The 19,231-nt window shown below is 53.4% G+C and carries 20 protein-coding genes; 10 read left to right on the top strand and 10 right to left on the bottom strand.

Going from position 1 to position 19,231, the window contains the following annotated elements; translation table 11 throughout:
- Nucleotides 1-8: 8 nt before the first annotated feature.
- Nucleotides 9-713 (bottom strand): RDD family protein, encoded by a 705-nt coding sequence (locus CLV58_RS24725; protein ID WP_106140520.1) that lies wholly within the window; start codon nt 711-713, stop codon nt 9-11.
- Nucleotides 714-859: 146 nt separating this feature from the next.
- Between CLV58_RS24725 and CLV58_RS24720 the strand changes: the two genes are divergently transcribed.
- From CLV58_RS24720 to CLV58_RS24690, 7 genes are read left to right on the top strand one after another with little or no spacing between them, the layout of a single operon-like run.
- Complete coding sequence (locus tag CLV58_RS24720) at nt 860-1,804, top strand: stage II sporulation protein M (protein WP_106140519.1); 945 nt, start codon at nt 860-862, stop codon at nt 1,802-1,804.
- Nucleotides 1,801-2,685, top strand: coding sequence for a hypothetical protein (locus CLV58_RS24715; RefSeq protein ID WP_106140518.1), 885 nt, complete (start codon nt 1,801-1,803; stop codon nt 2,683-2,685). Before CLV58_RS24720 ends, CLV58_RS24715 begins: the two co-directional genes overlap by 4 nt.
- Nucleotides 2,669-3,400, top strand: coding sequence for a DUF4129 domain-containing protein (locus tag CLV58_RS24710; RefSeq protein ID WP_211300903.1), 732 nt, complete (start codon nt 2,669-2,671; stop codon nt 3,398-3,400). The genes CLV58_RS24715 and CLV58_RS24710 overlap by 17 nt, the downstream gene beginning before the upstream one ends.
- A 3-nt stretch (nt 3,401-3,403) precedes the next feature.
- On the top strand, nt 3,404-4,588 hold the full coding sequence (locus tag CLV58_RS24705) for a DUF4350 domain-containing protein (protein ID WP_106140516.1): 1,185 nt from the start codon (nt 3,404-3,406) through the stop codon (nt 4,586-4,588).
- A 10-nt stretch (nt 4,589-4,598) separates the two neighbouring features.
- Nucleotides 4,599-5,573, top strand: a complete 975-nt coding sequence (locus CLV58_RS24700) for an AAA family ATPase (RefSeq protein WP_106140515.1) — start codon at nt 4,599-4,601, stop codon at nt 5,571-5,573.
- Nucleotides 5,570-6,922: a DUF58 domain-containing protein gene (locus CLV58_RS24695; RefSeq protein ID WP_106140514.1), complete on the top strand. Its 1,353-nt coding sequence runs from the start codon at nt 5,570-5,572 to the stop codon at nt 6,920-6,922. Before CLV58_RS24700 ends, CLV58_RS24695 begins: the two co-directional genes overlap by 4 nt.
- A 42-nt stretch (nt 6,923-6,964) precedes the next feature.
- Nucleotides 6,965-7,465, top strand: a complete 501-nt coding sequence (locus CLV58_RS24690) for a GNAT family N-acetyltransferase (RefSeq protein ID WP_106140513.1) — start codon at nt 6,965-6,967, stop codon at nt 7,463-7,465.
- A gap of 127 nt (nt 7,466-7,592) precedes the next feature.
- On the opposite strand, the gene CLV58_RS24685 is transcribed toward CLV58_RS24690, so the two are convergent.
- The 5 genes from CLV58_RS24685 to CLV58_RS24665 all read right to left on the bottom strand — a co-directional run bounded on the left by CLV58_RS24685 (nt 7,593) and on the right by CLV58_RS24665 (nt 12,242).
- A complete protein-coding gene (locus CLV58_RS24685) occupies nt 7,593-7,814 on the bottom strand; it encodes a hypothetical protein (protein ID WP_106140512.1) in 222 nt (73 codons plus the stop codon).
- 63 nt (nt 7,815-7,877) lie between these two features.
- Nucleotides 7,878-8,732, bottom strand: a complete 855-nt coding sequence (gene tatC / locus CLV58_RS24680) for a twin-arginine translocase subunit TatC (RefSeq protein WP_106140511.1) — start codon at nt 8,730-8,732, stop codon at nt 7,878-7,880.
- 109 nt (nt 8,733-8,841) lie between these two features.
- Complete coding sequence (locus CLV58_RS24675; protein ID WP_106140510.1) at nt 8,842-10,134, bottom strand: serine hydroxymethyltransferase; 1,293 nt, start codon at nt 10,132-10,134, stop codon at nt 8,842-8,844.
- Between the two features lie 187 nt (nt 10,135-10,321).
- Nucleotides 10,322-11,329, bottom strand: a complete 1,008-nt coding sequence (locus tag CLV58_RS24670) for a fatty acid desaturase (protein ID WP_106140509.1) — start codon at nt 11,327-11,329, stop codon at nt 10,322-10,324.
- 220 nt (nt 11,330-11,549) lie between these two features.
- A complete protein-coding gene (locus CLV58_RS24665; protein WP_106140508.1) occupies nt 11,550-12,242 on the bottom strand; it encodes a porin family protein in 693 nt (230 codons plus the stop codon).
- Nucleotides 12,243-12,535: 293 nt separating this feature from the next.
- On the opposite strand from CLV58_RS24665, the gene CLV58_RS24660 reads away from it, so the two are divergent.
- The gene (locus tag CLV58_RS24660; protein ID WP_106140507.1) at nt 12,536-13,339 is read left to right on the top strand and encodes a lysophospholipid acyltransferase family protein; all 804 of its coding nucleotides are present in this window, start codon (nt 12,536-12,538) and stop codon (nt 13,337-13,339) included.
- A gap of 85 nt (nt 13,340-13,424) precedes the next feature.
- Here CLV58_RS24660 and CLV58_RS24655 read toward each other — a convergent pair whose 3' ends face one another.
- From CLV58_RS24655 to CLV58_RS24640, 4 genes are all read right to left on the bottom strand, one after another.
- A complete protein-coding gene (locus CLV58_RS24655) occupies nt 13,425-14,852 on the bottom strand; it encodes an inorganic phosphate transporter (RefSeq protein ID WP_106140506.1) in 1,428 nt (475 codons plus the stop codon).
- A gap of 152 nt (nt 14,853-15,004) precedes the next feature.
- Nucleotides 15,005-16,075 (bottom strand): dual-specificity RNA methyltransferase RlmN, encoded by a 1,071-nt coding sequence (rlmN, locus tag CLV58_RS24650; RefSeq protein WP_106140505.1) that lies wholly within the window; start codon nt 16,073-16,075, stop codon nt 15,005-15,007.
- A gap of 81 nt (nt 16,076-16,156) precedes the next feature.
- Complete coding sequence (locus CLV58_RS24645; RefSeq protein WP_106140504.1) at nt 16,157-16,666, bottom strand: CvpA family protein; 510 nt, start codon at nt 16,664-16,666, stop codon at nt 16,157-16,159.
- Nucleotides 16,667-16,782: 116 nt separating this feature from the next.
- Nucleotides 16,783-17,232: a GatB/YqeY domain-containing protein gene (locus tag CLV58_RS24640; protein WP_106140503.1), complete on the bottom strand. Its 450-nt coding sequence runs from the start codon at nt 17,230-17,232 to the stop codon at nt 16,783-16,785.
- Between the two features lie 170 nt (nt 17,233-17,402).
- On the opposite strand from CLV58_RS24640, the gene CLV58_RS24635 reads away from it, so the two are divergent.
- Complete coding sequence (locus CLV58_RS24635) at nt 17,403-18,116, top strand: pyridoxine 5'-phosphate synthase (protein ID WP_106140544.1); 714 nt, start codon at nt 17,403-17,405, stop codon at nt 18,114-18,116.
- A complete protein-coding gene (mnmH, locus tag CLV58_RS24630; protein ID WP_106140502.1) occupies nt 18,116-19,159 on the top strand; it encodes a tRNA 2-selenouridine(34) synthase MnmH in 1,044 nt (347 codons plus the stop codon). The genes CLV58_RS24635 and mnmH overlap by 1 nt, the downstream gene beginning before the upstream one ends.
- Nucleotides 19,160-19,231 lie beyond the last annotated feature (72 nt).

The raw sequence follows: 19,231 nt of genomic DNA, 5'->3' as shown, positions 1-19,231 counted from the left end.
GGGGTGTCTTATTTACTGGTAATAAACTGATAATCGGTGATGATCTGGTATAGAAATGCCCGGTCGCCCAGCGTAGTGATACTGCCCGTTACTTCCTTGACACGCTCAGCCGCCTGACTGACGGCCCAGTCGTCGCCCCGGCGAAGTACGTCCTGTACGACACTGATGTCGTGATCGGTGAGCTGGCGGACTTCCTGAAACATAACCTGATAGTTCTCCTGCGTCGGCTGTGTCAATACATCATCGAGCGATACACTGGGTTTTACCTTAACGACTGTCGTTCCGGCAGCGATATCACCGAGCCGCTGCCCTTTGCCGTTGGCCGCCACCGTGACGATGGGGATGATCCCGAAGAAGAACGTGCCTGACTCAACAATGCGTAGCACCCACCGCAGCAGGTAAGCACCCAGCCCCGGTTGTGAGCCGTCGAGCATGACGACCCGGATGTTCAGCGCGATCTTACCGATACTTTGACCATTGAGCAGATATTCGCAAAGCAGGTCATAAAAGACGATCGGTCCCAGATAAAATAGCCCCAAAATAAGGGGAGAAACGAACGACGAACTGTTAAGGCCCCTGCTTAGCAGACCAAGTATGATAGCCCAGCCGATGAATACACCGTAATCGACCAGCGTGGCCAACATACGATCGCCGACACTGGCGGGCTGGTATTCGAGCGTGACGTGCTGCGAGGTGTGAACGAGAACAGACATGGACAACGGATAAGTAAACCATCATCGGTACGGTGGCGACCGGACCGACGAGGTAAAACAAAAATAGGCGGCTCAACTTGCTTAACTGCACAAAAACGCGCAATTTTTCCGACTCACTATCATTCGTTAACGCACAACAGCCGCTCATGCGCGAAGCCCGGTTTATCAAACAGAATACCGACAAGTGGCAGACCATCGAGCAGACGCCTACGACCGACCCCGATCAACTGACGGAGCGGTTCATCGAACTGACGGACGATCTGGCCTATGCCCGCACGTTTTACCCCAACGCCCGCGTCACGCAGTACCTCAACGAACTGACGGGTCGGGTGCATCGGGGCCTGATGCAAAGCAAACGCAGCGATGTAAACCGGTTCGTGCATTTCTGGCAGTATGAACTACCGCTGCTTTTCCGGCAAACGCACCCGCTGCTGGCCGTAGCCGCTGGCATTTTTCTGCTGGCAGGTCTGCTGGGTTGGGTATCGGCCGCACACGACGACACATTCATCCGGCTCATCTTGGGCGACGGCTACGTGAACATGACCCTGGAGAATATCAAGAAGGGCAACCCACTGGGCGTGTACGGCGAAAGCGACCAGGGAGAGATGTTTTTCCAGATTACGCTCAACAACATCTACGTTGCCTTCCGGACGTTTATTTTCGGTCTGCTGGCGTCCTTCGGTACGGTTGCCATGCTGTTCTATAACGGCGTTATGCTGGGAGCGTTTCAGGAGTTTTTCCACGAGCGCGGCTTGCTGCTGGAATCGATTCTGAAAATTTGGATTCACGGCACCCTGGAAATATCGGCGATCGTCATTGCGGGCAGCGCAGGTCTCACTGTCGGAAACAGCCTGCTGTTCCCCGGTACCTATAGCCGACTGGTGTCGTTTAAACGGGGAATGAAACAAGGGATCAAAATTGCAGTCGGCCTGATTCCCATTTTCGTCACCGCCGGCTTCCTGGAAAGTTTCGTTACCCGGCTGACATTGCCACCGGTCGTCAGCATCGGTATTATCGGGCTGTCGGCCGCTTTTATTGGCTGGTATTTCATCGTTTATCCCATCATCCTCAACCGTCGTTTGCAACCATGAATAGCCTGTACAGAAAACGTGATTTTGGCGAGAAAATAAACGCCGTCTTTCAATACATCGGCCTGCATTTCCGCAGTCTGCTGATGGCGCTGCTGTATATCGTAGGGCCGGTGGCGATCGCTACAGCTATCGCATCTTCGGTTACCATGACGAACATACTCCAGGCAACCTCCGACGCACAGGCAGACCCTGGCAATCCGTATGCAGGCCTGATGCTGATGGGTCGCCTGTTTTCACCAGCTTATTGGCTCACGCTTTTTTTTAGCATCCTGACCAACGTCGCTGTTATTCTGACGACCTACGCGCACGTACACCGAACGGAAAACGGGCAATCGGTAGCCGTAGCCGATCTTTGGGAAGATTTACAGCCGCAGATTGGCCGCATGATTGGTTTCACGCTGCTGATGTCGATCATCACATCGATCGGCTTCATCGTTCTCCTGATACCGGGTTTGTACATTGGCGTTGTTCTGTCGACGGGCTTCGCCGTTACCTACTTTGAAAAAAGCAGCTTCGGTACTACCTGGAGCCGTTGTTTTGCGCTGATGCGCGACAACTGGTGGTCGACGTTTGGCTACCTGCTCGTCATGCTGCTCATCGTCGTCATCATTGGGCTGGTCTTTACCCTGCCCAGTGGCCTGTTCGGTTTTCTGTCAGCGGCCAAACTGTTGCCGGGCAACGGACTACCGCTCTGGTTTATCATCGCCAATACAATTGCCCTGATTGGTCGGGCACTCATCAATTCAGTGCTCTATCTGGCCGTTGCGTTTCAGTATGGCAATCTGGTTGAGCAGAACGAGAATGTCAGTCTGTATTCAGCCATCAATACCATCGGCACCACGCCGACAAAACCCCGCGCAACGGATGAGGGTGAGTTTTAATCAGCTGCTTACCAGTTTACTCGGGCTTCTGCTGTTCGTTGGCGTAGCCATATCCTACGGACAGTCGCGTCCGGCGACCGATGATCGACGTACCGTAACCGTACGTCGGCCATCGGCGGACCAACTCCGCGATCTGCAAACCAGCCGGGACTACCAGTACGACAACGAACCGCCACCGCCCGACAATTCGCTGGCCCGTTTTATTGACTACTACTGGCGGCAACTGCTGCGGCTGTTCAGCAGCAAGGCGTATAACGACTACGGTCAGTATGTCGTCATGCTAGCCCTGGTCGGATTTGTCGTCTATCTGTTACGGAAGGCCAATTATCTCGACTTTCTGTTCCCCGCCAAAGCACAGTCGGAACGGCTTGACTACGAAAGCAGCCCCGAAGACATTCACGGTCTGGACTTCGGTGCCGCTATCAATCAGGCAATCGATAATCAGCATTACCGACTGGCCGTGCGGCTGCTGTATCTGCAAACCCTGAAGCGACTGGCCGACGCCCAGCTGATTCGCTATCAGCGTGAAAAAACCAACCGGCAGTATGTCTACGAACTGGCCGGAACACCCCATCAACGGGGCTTTGACCAGCTTACCCAACAGTTCGATTATGTCTGGTACGGCAATGCTCCGATTAACGGCGACCAGTTCGGGCAGATTCAATCGGCGTTTCGTACCTTCCAATCGCTCAACGCCCATCAACCTCAATCGTAGTTCGTGCGTAAACCCAACAAATACACCCTGTTACTGGTGCTGACGGTCGTGGGCTACGTACTGTTCGATTACTACCGGCCGAAACCCATCGACTGGAATCCGACCTACCAGAACGACGATAAGATTCCGTTCGGCACACAGGCGCTCTATGAGCTACTACCCGGAACCCTGCAACAGCCCACCGTACCAACCGTGCGGTTGCCGGTATACAACTTCCTGACCGAAATGAAGCTGCCGGCCCGCAGCAATTACGTACTGATTGCCCACGATGTTACACTCGACAAAAACGATCAGCGGGAGCTACTGCGCTATGTCGAGCGAGGGAACACCGTGCTGGCGTCAGCCTACCGGTTTCCTGATTCGCTGGGGCGGCTCTTGGGGTTCAGCGCCGACGAACAGCCACCCAAAAAAGCAGACACGACGCTGGTACAGAATTTTGTCAATCCGGGTTTACGACGCCCCGGTGGGTATGTATTCCGGCATGACGACGGCCGTAATTTTCTACGCATTATTCGCCCCGCTCCCATTACAGTGCTAATGCGCAACGCTCGGCGGGAGCCAACGTACATTCAGGTGCGTTACGGCCGGGGACAGTTTCTGATTCATAACCTCCCGCTGGCGTTTACAAATTATTACGTACTCGCGCCGAAATCGTCCGATAACGCGTTCAAGGCGTTATCGTATCTGCCGACCGCGCCAACGTACTGGGATGAGTACCAGAAGCAGGGCCGCTTTGGCAAAGAGCAACAGTCTATTTTCCGGTATATCTGGTCGCAGCCCGCGCTGAACTGGGCCTATTATATCGTCGTTATCGGGTTGCTGCTCTACGTGGTATTTGCCGGCAAACGCACGCAGCGCGTGATTCCCGTGGTTGAACCACCTCGCAACACGTCGCTTGAGTTTGTCGAAACGATCGGTCAGCTTTACTTCCAGCAGGGTGACCATGATAACCTGGCCCGGCAGCGGGTGCAGTATTTTCTGGCTGATCTGCGCGAACGATACGGCCTGAACACCTCGTCGCTCGACCGGGACTTTACTGACCGATTAAGCCACAAAAGCGGCCTTCCTGCCGACGAAGTGGCCGACCTCACACGCCTACTGCGCGACGCCCAACGCAGTATTTCGCTATCTGAATTTGATCTGCTTCGCCTGAATCGGGCCATGGAGCAGTTTTACGCATCTATATAATCCAGTCCTGATGGAATCTTTCGAGTCCCGCACTGACCTTACCCCTATTCATACAGCCATCGAGTCGATTCGTACCGAGATCGGCCGCGTCATTGTCGGTCAGCAGCCAACCATCGACCTCTTGCTGACAGCCTTACTTGCCGACGGCCACGTGCTGATCGAAGGGGTGCCGGGGGTAGCAAAAACGCTGATGGCGAAACTACTGGCGAAAACGCTATCGGTACAGTTTAGTCGTATTCAGTTTACACCCGATCTGATGCCCGCCGATGTACTGGGCACAAATATATTCGTCCCCAAGACTGGTGATTTCGCCTTCCGGCAAGGGCCTATCTTCGCGAACCTAGTCCTGATCGACGAAATCAACCGAGCACCCGCCAAGACGCAGGCCGCTCTGTTCGAGGTAATGGAAGAACGGCAGATCACCAGCGACGGTACGACCTATAAACTCGACGAGCCGTTTATGGTACTGGCCACACAAAACCCGATCGAGCAGGAAGGTACGTATCGCCTGCCGGAAGCCCAGCTCGATCGTTTTCTGTTCAAAATTGTTGTCGGTTATCCCGATGCGGCCGACGAAGTGGCTATCCTGCAGGGCCATCATCAGCGCAGAAACCTGACCGACACGCTTGACGCCATACAGGCTGTCCTGACGGCGGAACAACTCGCGACGTTGCGGGCACAGGTGCATCAGGTACACGTGGAAGAAAACCTGTTTGGCTACATAGCAGGCATCGTACAGGCAACACGCAACAGCAAGGCTCTGTATCTGGGAGCATCCCCACGCGCATCGGTCGCGCTGCTCAACAGTGCCAAAGCCCTCGCAACCATTCGCGGCCGCGACTTCATCACGCCCGAAGACATTCAGGAACTGGCGGTGCCGGTGCTTCGCCATCGTGTGCTGCTTACCCCCGAACGAGAGATGGAGGGTAGCACTGCCGACGATGTGATTACGCAACTGGTTCAGAAAATCGAGGTGCCCCGATGATTCGTCCGCTATTCGTTGCTTTACGGTTGTGGTTCCTGCTGATTGCTTTCGTTATGGCATTCGTCGTGGCCTGGGTATTTCCGCTGCTGCTGCCGCTGGTACAGATCACGTTTGGCGTGTTTCTGCTGCTCGTCGGTATCGATGGCTGGCTGCTGTTTCGCCCGACACCGGGTAAACAAACGGCCTTTTTCGCCCGGCGCGATGTACCCGACCGGCTTAGCAACGGCGACGAGAACCCACTAACGATCTATCTGGAAAACCAATACCCGTTCCGCACGGACGTAGAAGTGATCGACGAAATTCCGTTTCAGTTTCAGCGACGCGACGTGCTCTTCCGCGATCGGCTGAGCGCTCACGAAACCAAGGCGATTCGGTATGAGTTACGGCCGACACGCCGGGGCGAATACAGCTTCGGTGCTGTCAATGTGTTCGTCATGACACCACTTGGGTTCCTCAAGCGTCGGTATCAGTTTGAAGTGGGTAAGCTGGTCGCCGTTTATCCGTCGTTTCTACAAATGCGGCAGTACGAACTACTGGCAGCGACTAACCGACTGAGTGAGGCTGGTATCAAACGCATCCGACGGGTGGGGCACAGCATGGAGTTTGAGCAACTCCGCCCCTACGCAACCGGCGACGACGTGCGCACCATCAACTGGCGAGCCACCGCCCGACGCACTGACGAGCAAGGCACTGCCCTGGTCGTTAATGCGTTTCAGGACGAACGTTCACAGCCGGTCTATTGTCTGATCGATAAGGGTCGCCCCATGCAATCACCATTCGATGGACTTACCCTGCTCGACTACGCCATCAATGCCAGTCTGGTGCTGAGTAATGTGGCCCTGTACAAACAGGACCGCGCCGGGGTACTAACCTTTTCCAGTCAGATCGGTCAGTTTGTACCCGCCGACCGCCGAGCGGGGCAGATTGGCCGTATTCTCGACGTACTGTACCGGCAGAAAACCCGCTTTCAGGAATCAGATTATGAAACGCTGTACGCCAGCATAAAGACGCATATCCGGCAGCGCAGCTTACTGCTATTGTTCACCAATTTCGAGACGGTCAACGGGCTACGGCGGCAGCTACCCTACCTGCGTCGACTGGCGAAAGATCATTTGTTACTGGTTATTTTCTTCGAGAATACGGCGCTGCGCACGCTCATCGATCAACCCGCGCAGGACACGGAGCAGGTCTATCAGAAAACCATTGCGGAGAAATTTGCTTTTGAGAAGAAACAGATTGTCCGCGAATTACAGCAATACGGTATTCAGACGATTTTGACGGCTCCGCAAAATCTGACGGCCAACACGATCAACCGATATCTCGAACTGAAAGCGCGCGGGGCTATCTGAGATAGTAGTTGCCACCGTTTGTCAGTTAATCATCCATTCTATATGCCCCACCTTATTCCGGTTACGCCCACCCATTATGTACAGGTCGAACAGATCGCGCAGCAAACCTGGCCGACGACGTTTGGCAGCATTCTGTCGACGGAGCAGATTGCCTACATGCTCAACTGGATGTACAGTCCTGACGCGCTAGCTGAACAAATCGAGCAGAAAGGGCATGTGTTTTTATTGGCGCAAAGCGACACAGGCGAGCCGCTGGGCTACGTCTCGTACGAGCTGAATGTCAATGATAAGCCCGTCACCAAGATTCACAAAATCTACCTGCTACCTGCTTCCCAGGGGCAGGGTGTCGGTCGGATGATGATCGACTACGTGGCGAAACAGGCCGAAAAAGCGGAGAATATTGCCCTGCAATTAAACGTTAACCGCCAGAACAAGGCGGTGTCGTTCTACGAAAAAATGGGCTTTGAGGTCGTCGGCGAAGAAGATATCGACATTGGTAATGGCTTCCTCATGGAAGATTACATCATGATGAAGCGGTTGTAGCTTGTGTAAGACACAAGAAGAAAGAGAAAAGAATAAAGACATCCGCAAAAAGAGGATAGATGAAAGAAGAAAGACGTTTCAGCGAACAATCTTTTTTCTTTCGTCTATCCTCTTTCTTCTTCTACAATCAATTTTCTCCCAGCGCCGGTTTTACCGAATCATAGTTGTCTTTGAGTCGGCCCATTTCTCTGGCCAGGAATGTCTGTAGTTGCTTGTTAAACGACTCTTTTTCGTCGTCAGGCAGGCTTTGGTAGAGGTCTTTCAACTCCTGATTGATAGTCGCCCGTTCGGCATCGGTAGCCGCGTTGATCGAGCGGACGTGGTATCGTTTGAAATCGTAGGTCATCATGTGTAAACAAGAGAACGCCGGCTACCCGTTTCAAGTGGCAGCCGGCGTTTTAATTAATTCGACTTACTGAGCCAGATCGCGCAGTTCCTGCAAACGGGCTTTTTCTACCCGACCCGACACCAAAATACTGACTTCATACAGCAGCGCTAGTGGTAATGCTACCAGAATCTGACTGTACAAATCGGGCGATGGCGTAATAACCCCTGCCACGATCAGAATAACGATCCAGGCATGCTTCCGGTATTCGCGCATAAACTTGGGCGTCACGACACCCACCTTCGACAGCACAAACGCGATGATCGGCATCTGGAAAATCAGCGCACAACCCAGCGCTAGCGTTACGATCGTAGAGATATACGACGTGATGTCAATGTTGTTCTGAATCTGGGGCGACAACTTATAATTAGCTAAAAAGTTGACAGCCAGTGGTGTTACAATAAAATAACCGAACAACAAACCGATAGCAAACAACATTGACACATAGAAAACACCCCCACGAGCCGCCCGCTTTTCCGACTGCTTTAGCCCTGGCTTTATAAAGCGCCAGATTTCCCAAAACGCATACGGAAAGGCAAAGCATAAGCCGATAAAAAACGACGACGTCATCGACATCGTGAAATTGTCGGCTAAACCAAGTGCCTGTAACTTAAAATCAAGATTCTTGACACATAGATCGCTGTACCCAGTGTAATCAGCTAGTTTACACATCTGTTGATATGTCCAGAAACTAGGTTTTGCAGGTCCAAGCAATATGTTTTCAAAGATCTCCTGAATGAAGATAAACGCGATAATCGTGAATACCAGAATGGCTCCGGCCGCCCGGATGATGTGCCAGCGAAGTTCTTCCAGATGGTCAAGGAATGACATTTCCTTACCTTCCGATTCGACTTCTGAATCTGTCAATTGGTCAAGTGGCATCGATTTGAGGAATGAGTGAATGATTGGTTGATCGAATGATTAAAGCTCGGTAAGCAGTGTAATCTGCACGTCAGCTAATTCAGTCACTCGATCAATCAATCATTCACAGTTAACTTTTAAAGAGCGGAAATGCTTTCATCCACTCGTTGATTTCTTCTTTAACGGTGGACAACGTGGCTGCATCGTCGTGATTCATGAGCACACGGTCGATATATACGACAATTTGCTCCATGTCCGATTCGTTCAGACCGCGCGTTGTCATAGCCGCCGTACCAACCCGCATCCCCGACGTAACCATCGGCGACTTATCGTCGAACGGTACCATGTTTTTGTTGATGGTGATGTCTGCCTTAATAAGCGTGTTTTCGGCCAGTTTACCCGTCAGTCCTTTCGAACGCAGGTCGATCAGCATCAGGTGGTTATCGGTACCCCCCGAAATGATCTGATAGCCACGGCTCAGGAAGGCATTCGCCATGGCCTGCGCGTTGGCCTGTACCCGAACAGCATAGTCGCGGAAATCGTCGCTCAGCGCTTCTCCGAAGGCAACTGCTTTTGCCGCGATGATGTGCTCCAGCGGACCGCCCTGCGTGCCGGGGAATACACCCGAATCGAGCAGCGACGACATCAGGCGGGTTTCGCCCTTCGGCGTTTTGATACCGAACGGATTTTCGAAATCCTGACGCATCATGATCATACCGCCCCGTGTACCACGCAGCGTTTTGTGCGTTGTCGTCGTCACGATATGGGCGTGCGCCAGCGGATCGTTCAACAGCCCTTTAGCGATCAGACCAGCCGGGTGCGACACGTCGGCCAGCAGGATAGCCCCAACCTCATCGGCAATAGCGCGTAGCCGGGCATAGTCCCAGTCGCGGCTGTAGGCCGATGCACCACAAATCAGCATTTTGGGCCGCTCCCGCTTCGCCGTTTCTTCAACCACGTCGTAGTTGATAACACCCGTTTCGCGCTCAACGCCGTAAAAAGTAGGCCGGAAATACTTACCCGAAATGTTTACCGGCGAACCGTGCGTCAGGTGACCACCGTGCGACAGATCGAAGCCTAAAATCGTGTCGCCGGGTTGCAGGCAGGCCAGAAACACAGCTGTGTTCGCCTGTGCGCCCGAGTGCGGCTGTACGTTTACCCAACCCGCTCCAAACAGCTCCTTCGCCCGGTTGATGGCAATCTGCTCAACCTGATCGACCACTTCGCAGCCGCCGTAATAGCGCTTGCCCGGCAGTCCTTCAGCATATTTGTTGGTCAGCACACTGCCGGCCGCTTCCATCACCTGGGGTGATACAAAGTTTTCGGAAGCAATCAGTTCGATGCCCGACTCCTGCCGGTGCTTTTCCTGCGCGATGAGGTCAAAAATCTGGGTGTCGCGGGTGGTTGTCGTTGCGGTTGTCATTCGCTTGGTTTATTCAATTCATGAACAGACTGACGGCTTATCAGCATGACTGACAGGCAGCCAGTTATTTAGGCAAAGGTACGCCAGAAAATGGTTGTACGCCGAAGATTTTCCGTGCTCACTTTTCAACAGAATACAAAAAGGGAGCCATTTGCGTGACTCCCTTTTCTATACTGAAAGATACGTGTTACTGTGCCTGGGCCATCTCCATATCCGGCTTCGACTGATCGGCCAGCGTTACCTTGCCGCGTTCCTTGCGAACGATGCGCGAATAGAGCGAGATCTCCTGATCGAACAGGAATCGGAAGAACAGTTTCACGTATGACGTGTGGTATTTCAGCGTGTCGTAATACTCCGGGGCCGACTGGCGAATAGCAGGCAGGCGGTTCCAGGGGATCGACGGAAAATCGTGGTGCTCGTTGTGAAAACCAACGTTCAGGTTCGGTGTATTCAGCACGCCGTAATAGCTGTATGTTTCCTGATGAGGGTCCAATGTCAGGTAATGCTCCTGAATCCAGCGAGCCCCCAGCGGATGCAGGCCTACCGAGAAAAACAGGCAAAGCAGCATAAAGGCCAGTGCCTTCCAGCCGAACAGGACAACGATCAGCACGTCGAACGCTACTTGCACGACGATGTTCGTAGCAACCCACTTATCGATCACGGCCAGTTCGCGGCAACGAATCGTACGGACAGCCTGAAAAACGGGAAAAAACAGCATCCATAGCGCCTTACCGATCGCGTAGTTATTGATCAGTTTCGCTTCGTACCAATCGGGCAGATCGGCGTCCAGTTCGTGGACACCCTGAAACGCGTGGTGCTTGATATGAAAATTTTTGAATGACAGCGCCGTCGGTAGTACCGTCGGCAGGTTGGCGAAAATGGCCGCCCAGGCGTTGGCCGTTGGCCTACGAAAAATCAGGTTGTGAGCCGCTTCGTGAATACAGACGAACAGGGTATGCGCCGGGAACGCCCCGATAAACCAGGCGGCTGCGATAACAACCCACCACGACTGATCGCGAACCAGCCAGGCGATACCGGTCATCAGCGCGACACAGCCCAGAATGACCCAGAACGTACGGGGGTTCTTCTGGCCAATCATCTGCTTGATTTCGGGATGGGCTTTGAGAATCTGACGGGTACGAATACGATGGGGCTCAGAAGCCGTCACGTGAACAAAATCAGTAAACTGTGCCATGTTGTAGTCCGGAAATTCAGGACAAGTTCAATAGTAAAGAATGGTAAAAATACAAAAAGCACACGGCCTACGTTCACATATGACTGACTTTTGGCCAATTTTAACCTGTTTGTTGCCCCGAAAAAAGAAAGGCGGTACTGAGCCAGTACCGCCTTATCCGATCAGGTTGATTCAACAAAAAACGTGCGTGTATGAATGGTATAGGTAACGGGCAAGCAAATCAGTAACCAATCGGGAATGAATAGCCTAGGGATAAGGCCACGCCCTGATTCCGAATGTTTACGTTGACGACGGGCACCTGAATCTGCCGGCTGAAGCCATAGGTGTATCGTCCTTCGATAAAGAACTTACCGGGGCCGGCATCCATAGCCACACCTAGTCCGCCCGTCGCGCCAATATCCCAGCGGTTCAACGCTCCGCCGTAGTCGACGTCAACGTCAAACGGCCGGGTTGTAATCAGGGCCGTAGCTCGCGTCCGAACGCGACCATCCATAGCGTAACCTACTGACGGACCGGCGATAAAATAAGGCTGAACGGCTCCCTGCGTCAGGTTTACTTTCAGCAACAGCGGCACTTCCAGGTACTGCGACTGGTAGGCGATGCGGGCACCGATTGGCAGGGCAAAACCACCAATGTTTAGCTCGGTCCCCTGCTTAACGAGAAAGCCTTTCTGAACGTAGGCGATTTCCGGGCGAAACGAAACAACGTCGCCAAGGGGAATGTCGAGGAAGACAGCGCCCGTCGGGCCGGGCGATGGGTGGAACGACGACATCAGCGCGCCCATGTAACCGGGATTCGAGGTGAAGCCCCAGTTGGCCCCGCCCCGGATACCGACCTGCACCTGCGCCTGTGCCGACGACGATCCGAACAACATACCCAACGCAGCGATACCCGCAAGCACAATTCGTTTCATGATGTTTACTAAAGAGTGTAGTGAATGGAAACTGAATGTGTAGAGTGTCGTAATAGGCGTTGCCATTTTGTTGAATCTGCCGGTTTGACAGCGGTATTTCCGGAAAGATTAATGGAGCCTCGAAAATATTTTTCCGAGTATTTCACCACAGATTCATTTGTCGCACGGCCGGCAACGATCGGTTGCATACTGCTGTGGCAATCTGTTTATTTGCGGGTTGGGCTCTTGTTGCTTTCCCGAAAACATTACCCAACTTTTTATCTTTACTACTAGACTTCGACGCAAACCGGTCTATGAACTACATCAAACCGACGAAATTCAGTTACCTACCCAGCTTCCTGATGCCGCTGGACGTACTTGGTTTGTTTGAATGCGATCCGTTTGGCAACTCGCTGTTGCTGCGCCGGATGATTATCGGTATCGTCGGCTGGCTTACCTACAGTCGCTACACCATCGTTAACCGGATTCAAATCGAGGGAACCGAGCATCTGGAAAATCTGCCAGTTAACAACGTACTCTTTCTGTCGAACCATCAGACGTACTTTGCTGACGTCATTGCGTTCTTCCAGATTTTCTGCGCCGTAAAGTGGGGGTTCAAGAATACGCTGCTGCCGCCCATGTACCTACTGGGGCCGCGTGCCCGGCAGTACTATGTAGCTGCGGCCGAAACGATGAACAAGGGGTTATTACCGCGTATTCTGTCGCAGGCGGGTGCGCTGACCATCGAACGATCGTGGCGGGCTGATGGGCGGGATGTAAAACGGGAAGTCGACACGTCGGCAACCGACAAGATTGCTCAGGCGCTCGCCCACGGCTGGGTGGTCAGTTTTCCGCAGGGTACCACCAAATCGTACGCACCGGTCCGGAAAGGGACCGGCCATCTGGTCAAGAACCTCGACCCTATTGTGATTCCTGTAGTGATAAACGGCTTCCGCCGTGCCTTCGATAAGAAAGGGCTACGTTTCAAAAAGCGCAATACGCTGCTGACAGTCCGATTCAAAGCCCCCTTGCAGATCAGTCCTGACGACACGGTCGACGATATTGTCGCCAAGGTTCGCCACGCCATCGAGCAGGACGCGCCGGAGTGGGTAAAGTGAACGGTTCACTATTTTCGGTGGTCGGTTTACGGTGTGAAATCCGAGACTTGCAAGAACCGTAAACCGACTATCGAAAACTGTAAACTTAAATGAGCCAGCGGAACACGGTGTAGAGCGTGAACGAAAGCAGGATGGAGACGGGAAGCGTCAGTACCCAGGCGAGGGCGATGTTGCGGACAGTGCCGAACTGTAGGTTTTTAACCCCTTTATTAGCTACCATACTACCGGCAATACCCGACGACAGAATGTGGGTAGTACTCACCGGCAGATGCCGCCACGACGAGATGGCAATCATCAGCGCGGCAACCAGCTCAGCCGATGCACCCTGCGCATAGGTCAGGTGCTGCTTGCCGATCTTTTCACCGACGGTTACCACGATCCGGCGCCAGCCGATCATGGTACCCAGTCCCAGCGACAGCGCCACCATGAAAATTACCCACAGCGGAGCATAGTCCGTGAAGCGACGAATTCCTTTCTGTTCGCCGAGATTATCTTTCAGAACCTTGATTTGGTTGGCACTCAGGTTGGCCCCTTCGTCCTCCGCAATCTTGTTCATATTGTTGTTGATCAGCAGCAGATCGCGCCGAACGTTCAGCCGGTTCGTTTTTGGCACCTGCGCGTTGGGGGTCATACCGGCGGCAGCGATAGCCTTCAAATCAACAAGCTCCTTTTTCGTCTGCACCAGCCGCTCCTGATTGACAACGGATAATTGACTGGGGTCCAGTGTAGCAATCGTCTGCTCGATACCCGCAATATTCGACTGTAGCAGTTTCGGGTCGATATTGGGGTTGACGGCGAACTGTAGCGGAACGATACCGATCAGGATCAACATAATCAGTCCTACGCCTTTCTGACCGTCGTTGCTGCCGTGGAAGAAGCTAACCAGCGAACAGGTCGCAATCAGGATACCCCGTATCCAGGACGGTGGGGCGGTGTTCTTCTTTGGCTCTTTGAAGAGTTGATCTTTTGTCTCGTCGGGGACGACCTTACGGATCATAAACATCAGCACGATAACCAGGCTGAAACCCAGCAGGGGCGATAGTAGCAGAGCCTGCCCCGTTTCGATGGCTTTGTCCCAGTTGACGGCCGATACGCCCTCCTTGTTCTCGGGCATGGTCGAGAAGGCCAGTCCTACGCCCAGAATCGAACCGATCAGCGTGTGCGAGCTGGAGCTGGGCAGGCCAAAATACCAGGTGCCGACATTCCAGATAATCGAGCTTAACAGCAAAGCCATGACCATCGCCACACTGTGGTAGATATTCTGGTCGACCAGTAGTTCGACGGGCAACAGATTGACGATACCCATGGCAACGCCAATACCGCCAAGCAATACACCAGCGAAGTTGCAGATCCCCGACCAGACGACGGCTACGGTTGGTTTTAGCGAGTTTGTGTAGATGACAGTAGCTACCGCGTTGGCCGTGTCGTGAAAACCGTTGACAAACTCAAACGCGCAGGCGGCAAAAAGACTGATGGAGAGGAGGATAAAAACGTCCGTTTCTAATCCAAACATTGGGTGGGTGAGCTTCGTGAATCAGGCCGACGAAAAAGCAGTCGGCCCTAGATGCCGCAAAAGTACGGCAAACGAAGCAGAGCGATATTACGGTAATGTTAAGTACTGACGCAATGTGTTACGGCTCTTGTACTTACAGTTTACTAAACTGTTCAGATTACCAGTTTCTGTTTGTCTTTCTCTTTCCCGGCCAATTGCCCACAGGCGGCATCGATATCTTTGCCACGGCTCCGGCGTACGTTCACGATAACACCCTTGCTATCCAGAAAACCGGCAAACTTGTCGAGCGTTTGTGGGTCGGTGTTTTTGAAATTCGCTTCAGCGATGGGGTTGTACTCGATGATATTCACCTTTGCCGGCACGCGCTTCGTAAACCGCCACAACTCCTGTGCATCCTGCAACGTATCGTTGAAGTTGTAAAACAGGATGTATTCAAACGTAATGCGGGTACCCGTTTTCTGGTAGAAATAAGTCAGCGCATCACCTAATGCTTCCAGCGTGTTGCTTTCGTTAATGGGCATGATCGTATCACGCTTCTGATCGTTGGCTGCGTGCAGCGACAGCGCCAGATTGAATTTCACCTGATCGTCGCCCAGTTGCCGAATCATCTTGGCAATACCCGCCGTCGACACCGTGATACGCTTCGGCGACATACCCAGGCCCGTCGGCGAGGTAATTCGGTCGACCGACTCCAGTACATTTTTATAGTTCAGCAGCGGTTCGCCCATGCCCATATATACGATGTTCGACAGGGGCACATCATAATGCTGTTTAGCCTGCCGGTCGATAGCGACTACCTGATCGTAGATTTCAGCGGCATCGAGGTTGCGCTTACGGTCCATATACCCCGTAGCGCAGAACTTGCAAGTCAGTGAGCAGCCCACCTGACTCGATACGCAGGCTGTCATGCGATCCTGGTCGTCATGCCGCAGCGCCGGGATAAGCACCCCCTCAACCAGATTGCCATCATAGAGCCGGAACGACGACTTGATCGTACCGTCATTGCTGCGCTGCTCCTGATGCACCGCCAAGGGCCGAATTTCGAACTGTTCATTCAGCAGGTTACGCGTCGACACCGACAGGTTCGTCATCTGCTCGAACGACTGTGCCGATTTTTTCCAGAGCCACTCATGAATCTGTTTTGCTCGGAACCCCTGTTCACCCTGCTGTTTCAGCCAGTCGGTCAGTTGTGGTACGGTCAGTTTGCGAATATCCTGCTTCATTGGTCAATGGGTGAATTGTGAATGAGTGATTGAGCGAATGTTAGCCTGCCCAGCCATGCTATCACTCGGTCATTCATCCAGTTAAAATTTCGTGTCTTCACGCCATTTTTTGCCGGTTTCGAGGCCCTTCGGCACCCATACGGCGGCCCGGTCCATGACAAGCGGAGCAATCGGCCGGACGTACGGGTAGAGTAGCGCACCGTCGGACTGACGCGCGGGCAATTTGACGTTCATGTAGCTTAACAGCCACAGAATCACACTAATTCCAAACAGCCACGTAAATAATCCCACGGCGGCACCGGCCACGCTGTCGAACGTACCCAGTATCGAAAACTTGATCGACCGACGCAGCGCAAAGCCCATCTGATTGACCATGTAAACGGTTGGGAAAAAGATAACGGAGAAGCCCAGCCACGGCAGCAGTCGCCGGGCCAGTTCACGACTGATGTACGGGCTGAGCAGTTCGATACCAAATGCCAGGAATTTGAACCCGACAATCATGGCCACGATAAACGCAACAACCGCTACGACCTCAACCAGCAACCCTTTCCGGTAGCCGTTGAATACCCCCCAAGCCAGGGGAATTGCCATTAAGAGATCGAGCGTTGTCAAATGATTGAATGATAGAGTGGTTGAATGATGGAGTGATTGAATGGTTGGGTTGTGTCAGCTCAACCATTCAATCACTCCATCATTCAACCATTCAATTACTGTAAGAGGGCTTTAACGGCGGCTGAAATCGCCTTGCCATCGGCCTGTCCTGCCAGTTCTTTTGTAGCAGCGCCCATCACCTTACCCATGTCCGACGGAGCCGACGCACCGACGCGGGTGATGATCGCCTGTAGTTTGGCGTTCAATTCTTCTTCCGACAGCTGGTTGGGCAGGTATTGCTCAATAACAGCGATCTCCGCTTCTTCCACGCTCAGCAGGTCCGGGCGGTTCTGCTGCCGGTAAATATCGGCCGAGTCTTTCCGCTGCTTTACGGCTTTGGTCAGAATGCGGGTTTCGTCCTCGGGTTTGAGGTCGCCGGTTTGACCCTCTTTGGTTTCTTCGAGCAGAATCATGGATTTTACGGCCCGTAGTGCCCGCAGTTTTTCCTGATTCTTGGCCAGCATAGCCTGCTTGATATCGGCGTCGATTTGTTGCTTAAGAGACATAAATTTAATGAGCGAATGAGTGATTGAATGAATGAGCGATTACCGATTCGGTACAAATGCCCGTCTTCAATCTGAACCTTCATTATTTCCGCAAAGTTACGAAACTGGTAGGGCCTTTCGGTCTTACGAACGCTCTTTCGCTCATTCACTCTTTCGCTCTTTACTGGTCGATGACTCGTTTATCCGTTAATATCAATAAGATAGCCACGATTCGGAACGCTCGCGGTGGTAATAACCCGGATCTTGTGCGCGTAGCACTGGACTGCGAACGCTTCGGAGCGCAGGGAATCACGGTTCACCCCCGCCCCGATGAGCGGCACATTCGCTACCAGGACGTGCTTGACCTCAGCCCGGTCGTGACGACGGAGTTTAACATTGAAGGTAATCCCGACGACCGGTTTATCGAACTCGTCAAACGGGTGAAACCAGCTCAGGTGACGCTTGTCCCCGACGCACCCGACGCCATTACCTCCAACGCCGGCTGGGATACTGTTCGCCATGCCGATCACCTGCGCAGGCTGGTCGACACGTTCAAAGCAGATGGCATTCGCGTGTCGATCTTTGTCGATGCCGATGAGAAGATGGTCGACGGCGCGAAAGCTGTGGGTACCGATCGAATCGAGTTGTATACCGAGCCGTATGCTGCCGCTTTCGCTACAGATCGAGAAGCAGCCGTAGCACCCTTCGTTCGGGCGGCTCAGCGGGCACACGAGTTGGGCCTTGGCCTGAACGCCGGGCACGACCTGAGCCTCGACAACCTGCGCTTCTTCAACGAACGCGTTCCGAACCTTGACGAAGTATCGATTGGGCACGCGCTCATCAGCGACGCCTTGTATTACGGTCTCGAAAACACCATTCAGATGTACCTCCGCGAACTCGCCTGATGGTCAAAAAACTCAGCATCGACGATTTCCTGGCAAAAGCCCGGACCTTACCCGTCATCGACGTACGGTCGCCGGGCGAGTACGAGCATGCGCACATTCCGGGGGCGGTCAGCATTCCGTTGTTCGATAACGACGAACGCGCATTGGTCGGCACGAAGTACAAGCAGGCAGGAAAAGACTCGGCGGTGCTGTTAGGACTGGGGTTTGTTGGTCCCAAGCTGGCCGACTTTGTCAAGCAGTCGCGCCGACTGAATCCCCAGCAGAAAGAAGTACTCGTGCATTGCTGGCGGGGCGGGATGCGTAGTGGCTCCTTCGCCTGGCTACTCGACACGGCCGGCCTGACCGTGTCGACTCTGGTGGGTGGCTACAAGGCGTATCGCAACGCGGTCCTGGAAGCTTTCGCGCAACCCCGGCAGCTTATCATTCTGGGTGGAAAAACGGGCAGCGGAAAGACGGACGTCCTGCACGAACTAGCCCGGCAGGGGGAACAGATTATCGACCTGGAAGGACTGGCCCACCACAAAGGCTCCTCGTATGGCGCTATTGGCCAGAAAGCGCAGCCTAAGAACGAGCAGTTTGAAAACCTGCTTTATCAGGATTGGCGACAACTAGACCCAAACCGGCGTATCTGGCTGGAAGACGAAAGTCGTAATGTCGGCTCCTGCTTTATACCAATGTCCTTGTGGCAACAGATGCGGGCAGCACCGGTCGCCTTTGTCGATGTACCGAAGTCCGTACGAATTCAGCGGCTTGTGCAGGAATACACGGGGATAGACCATACTCTACTCGTTGAAGCAACCGAACGCATCCGACGTCGGCTGGGCGGCAAAGCCACGCAGGAAGCCCTCCATGCCCTTGCCCAGCACGACTATGCAACCGTTGCCGATCTGACACTTAGCTACTATGACAAAGCGTATCTGCACGGGCTGTCACAGCGCGATCCGGTCACGGTCAGTCAGATAGACATTGCCGTCGATGATCCGGCGCAGACAGCCCATCAGCTTATCGATTGGGCCAATAAGAGCCTATCCGAAAATGATTGAGCGTTTCCAAACGATGTGGGCACAGGCCAGAAATAGCAAGGCTTTATAATTGGCGACCTTCTTCTCCCAGCG

This window comes from Spirosoma oryzae, assembly GCF_003002825.1.
In the GTDB taxonomy this organism is placed as follows: Bacteria; Bacteroidota; Bacteroidia; order Cytophagales; family Spirosomataceae; genus Spirosoma; species Spirosoma oryzae.
Note: the sequence above shows the minus strand (reverse complement) of the source record. Positions and strands in the feature narration are given on the sequence as shown.

What these genes read in the sequence shown, in the direction of transcription:
- rlmN (WP_106140505.1), bottom strand. Translation starts at nt 16,075, where the DNA reads ATGAAGCAGGATATTCGCAAACTGACCGTACCACAACTGACCGACTGG.
- CLV58_RS24660 (WP_106140507.1), top strand. Translation starts at nt 12,536, where the DNA reads ATGAACTACATCAAACCGACGAAATTCAGTTACCTACCCAGCTTCCTG.
- CLV58_RS24690 (WP_106140513.1), top strand. Translation starts at nt 6,965, where the DNA reads ATGCCCCACCTTATTCCGGTTACGCCCACCCATTATGTACAGGTCGAA.
- CLV58_RS24695 (WP_106140514.1), top strand. Translation starts at nt 5,570, where the DNA reads ATGATTCGTCCGCTATTCGTTGCTTTACGGTTGTGGTTCCTGCTGATT.
- CLV58_RS24635 (WP_106140544.1), top strand. Translation starts at nt 17,403, where the DNA reads ATGACTCGTTTATCCGTTAATATCAATAAGATAGCCACGATTCGGAAC.
- CLV58_RS24670 (WP_106140509.1), bottom strand. Translation starts at nt 11,329, where the DNA reads ATGGCACAGTTTACTGATTTTGTTCACGTGACGGCTTCTGAGCCCCAT.
- CLV58_RS24665 (WP_106140508.1), bottom strand. Translation starts at nt 12,242, where the DNA reads ATGAAACGAATTGTGCTTGCGGGTATCGCTGCGTTGGGTATGTTGTTC.
- CLV58_RS24715 (WP_106140518.1), top strand. Translation starts at nt 1,801, where the DNA reads ATGAATAGCCTGTACAGAAAACGTGATTTTGGCGAGAAAATAAACGCC.
- CLV58_RS24720 (WP_106140519.1), top strand. Translation starts at nt 860, where the DNA reads ATGCGCGAAGCCCGGTTTATCAAACAGAATACCGACAAGTGGCAGACC.
- CLV58_RS24685 (WP_106140512.1), bottom strand. Translation starts at nt 7,814, where the DNA reads ATGATGACCTACGATTTCAAACGATACCACGTCCGCTCGATCAACGCG.
- CLV58_RS24645 (WP_106140504.1), bottom strand. Translation starts at nt 16,666, where the DNA reads ATGGCAATTCCCCTGGCTTGGGGGGTATTCAACGGCTACCGGAAAGGG.
- mnmH (WP_106140502.1), top strand. Translation starts at nt 18,116, where the DNA reads ATGGTCAAAAAACTCAGCATCGACGATTTCCTGGCAAAAGCCCGGACC.
- CLV58_RS24640 (WP_106140503.1), bottom strand. Translation starts at nt 17,232, where the DNA reads ATGTCTCTTAAGCAACAAATCGACGCCGATATCAAGCAGGCTATGCTG.
- CLV58_RS24725 (WP_106140520.1), bottom strand. Translation starts at nt 713, where the DNA reads ATGTCTGTTCTCGTTCACACCTCGCAGCACGTCACGCTCGAATACCAG.
- tatC (WP_106140511.1), bottom strand. Translation starts at nt 8,732, where the DNA reads ATGCCACTTGACCAATTGACAGATTCAGAAGTCGAATCGGAAGGTAAG.
- CLV58_RS24655 (WP_106140506.1), bottom strand. Translation starts at nt 14,852, where the DNA reads ATGTTTGGATTAGAAACGGACGTTTTTATCCTCCTCTCCATCAGTCTT.
- CLV58_RS24675 (WP_106140510.1), bottom strand. Translation starts at nt 10,134, where the DNA reads ATGACAACCGCAACGACAACCACCCGCGACACCCAGATTTTTGACCTC.
- CLV58_RS24700 (WP_106140515.1), top strand. Translation starts at nt 4,599, where the DNA reads ATGGAATCTTTCGAGTCCCGCACTGACCTTACCCCTATTCATACAGCC.
- CLV58_RS24710 (WP_211300903.1), top strand. Translation starts at nt 2,669, where the DNA reads ATGAGGGTGAGTTTTAATCAGCTGCTTACCAGTTTACTCGGGCTTCTG.